Source organism: Paracoccus panacisoli, assembly GCF_042435015.1.
Classification (GTDB): Bacteria; Pseudomonadota; Alphaproteobacteria; order Rhodobacterales; family Rhodobacteraceae; genus Paracoccus; species Paracoccus panacisoli.
In genome coordinates, this window is record NZ_JBHMQU010000116.1 from 1 (window position 1) to 2593 (window position 2593).

The 2593-nt window shown below is 64.3% G+C and carries 3 protein-coding genes and 1 pseudogene; all 4 read right to left on the reverse strand.

Features of this window, described 5'->3' with window-relative positions; translation table 11 throughout:
• Window positions 1–237 (reverse strand): type II toxin-antitoxin system Phd/YefM family antitoxin (locus tag ACFHYO_RS16025; RefSeq protein ID WP_394321734.1); only part of this gene is annotated, 237 nt, incomplete at its 3' end.
• Window positions 238–353: 116 nt separating this feature from the next.
• On the reverse strand, window positions 354–617 hold the full coding sequence (locus tag ACFHYO_RS16030; RefSeq protein ID WP_394321736.1) for a CopG family transcriptional regulator: 264 nt from the start codon (window positions 615–617) through the stop codon (window positions 354–356).
• Entirely contained in the window at window positions 610–1224 is a 615-nt protein-coding gene (locus tag ACFHYO_RS16035) for an AAA family ATPase (protein WP_394321738.1), read from the reverse strand. Before ACFHYO_RS16035 ends, ACFHYO_RS16030 begins: the two co-directional genes overlap by 8 nt.
• 256 nt (window positions 1225–1480) lie before the next feature.
• Window positions 1481–2593: pseudogene (locus ACFHYO_RS16040) on the reverse strand (hypothetical protein); the annotation flags it as partial.

The window sequence follows — 2593 nt, forward strand, 5'->3', positions numbered from 1 at the left end:
GCCCTCGTCTCGTGCCGACAAGATTTCGTCGGACGTCAGCGGCACCATGCTGCCAAGTCGGCGGCGCAGGGTGGCGACACGGGCCAGGGCCGAGGCGCGATCACCCCCCTGCCCCGCCGGGACCAAGCGCGCCACGGCCGTTCCGCGCCGTGTGATGATGATCGACTCACCTGCTTCGGCGGCTGCGAGAAGTTCGGACAGGTGAGTTTTTGCCTCAAAGGCACCTATCTCGCGCACGGCAACCTCCAGTGAACTGGTTGGATAACTAGTTTTTATGCTGTGCGACGACAAGTGCCGAGTCAAGGCGCGAACCGCAAGGCTTTACGTAAACACGTACAAGCGCAGTTGCGCGATTACGCATTTGTGCTGTTAAGGTATTGCATCAATGCGTATTCAAGGATGTCCTGGTGCGTCTGATCCGTCTGTGCGGCGTGCAGGCGCAGACGCCGATAGGTCTCGCCATCCAGTGCCAAGGTCAGGCGCTTTTCCCCCGCACGCTTCTTCGGAGCTGGCCTGGCATCTGCTGCCGGAAGCGCTCCACGCTGGGGAATTCCGGTCACGACCGGTTCGGCGCTGGTGTTCAGAAGTCCATCGAGGGCAATCGGCTTCTTAGCCATTCACGATCCCTTTCACATAGTCCCAAAGAGCGGCGATCTCTGCAGCCGCCTTGTCGTCGGCGGTTTCAGCGACCCCCTGCCCTGTGGCGCCGGTTTCGGCGTAGCTCACGCGCTGAGCGATGTTGACCGGCGCGACGCGCCCATGCTGCGCCAGAACCCGCGCGGCTTCTTCGGTGATCCTGGCCCGCGGGGTCTGAGACAGGGCAAACGCAAAGGAGGCTTTCGCCTTGGTCGCTGCAGCGATGGTCGCACCAACGGCACGCAGGTCGTCAGGCGATGGCCTGACCGGGATCAGGACCAGGTCTGCAGCAGCCAGGGCCTCCGAGAGCCACTCGGGCGCAGCCGGCGGCGTATCGACAAAACAGAAATCGAACTGCTTCCCGACGGCCCTCAGCGTGGCCGCAAGATCCTTCGGCTGCGGATCCCGGTCCAGCATGGAAGGAGCGTCAGCCTCTCGACTGTTCCACCAGGCGCGGAGAGAACCCTGGGGATCAAGGTCCAGACAAAGCACCCGCTTCCCTTCCATGGACGCTGCGACGGCCAGGTTGCGGGTCAGGGTTGTCTTCCCTGCTCCTCCCTTCTGAGCGGCAACAACGACTGTCTTCATGGGGTCTGCTCCCGATCTTACGTAAGCGCATAATTACTTGTTTAAGCACGCTCGTATACTCGCAACTACGCTCCTACGCCACCACGCAAATCCTCTGATACGCGGATATGCCGTTATGCTCTTACGCATTTACGCATTTCAGCACGCCAGGCGAGAGTTGGGGTTGGCCGAGATCCCCACCTGTTCGACTGACTGAGGGGTTCGGGCGCATGAGGGAGCGCCTATCAGGGCTGATCTAGTTCGTTGATAGCACTAACTATCTTGAAGACCCCGGACAGAGTAGATCATCTGCAACAGCGATGAAGAACGCAGCCCGCCTGAGGGTCTGGAAACTGCGCGCCTCACCTTCCGCACTCCCCGTCTCGATCCGCAGGAACGCCCGGCCATGACGGGACCGACTTCTCGAACGCCCCGTCGGTTCAGGTGCGATCATGCACCGAGGCCCCAGTTCCTTCCGCCACGCTGCGAGGGCAGCCTCCATTCCGGCTTGGGGTGCGGTCACGGCGACCGTGAAGCTGCCGGATGGCAGAGCATCCGGGAACAGTCCCAGCCAGACTGACAGCTGCCTCGGGCTCGCAAACACCAGCTGGGCACGGTGCCGATCTGACTGGTGGAAGAACGGCTTGACCCAGTCCTGCCGGAACACCGGCAGCAGCAGCGATGAGGCCGAGAGCACGCGCGCGAGAAATGGGCGCTGCCGCGCCTCGGACCGGGCCAAGGGCATGAGCTGTTCCAGACAGACAGGAGACCGCAGCCGGGGGGTGCGCTTGGCTGTCAGCGTCTCCATGCGCGCGCGCGCCGCGGCGATCACTGCGGCGATCTCGGCCTCCGTCCGATCATGCGCCAGGGCAATCCGGCCCGGCGGCATGTCGGCTTCGGCGGAGACAAGGATCTTCCGGACCAATTCGGGTGTCAGCGGGGCTCGGGAGGGCAGGGGGCTTGCGACGCCTTTCGCAGATATCCCGGGTGTCATCCCTGGCCGTGCGGTCACCCCGTCGCCCTCGGCGATCCGATCGACCTGCAGGCGGTCCACGATCACCTCACGCGCAGCCTCGAGCCGCAGCGTACCGTCGGCCTCTGGCAGGCCGCCGAGGCTCATCGACCGAAGACCGAGCATCCGCGCCGCCTCGGCGCCCGACCGCAGTTCGGGTGCCCCCTGGATCAGCCGTCCCAGCCCCAGGTCACACAGATGGACGTAATGCGCCGTCGTCGTTCCGCTCAGCTCGCGGTGGCCGATCATCGCCGAGAGTTGCCACGCCCCGCGCACCGCATTGGGTTCGGCCCCCATCAGCGCCATCCTGATCTCTGCCTGGCGCGGCTCGTCGAGCCCGGTGACGGCTCGAATCGTATCCGTCCCCTTCGGCCCCAG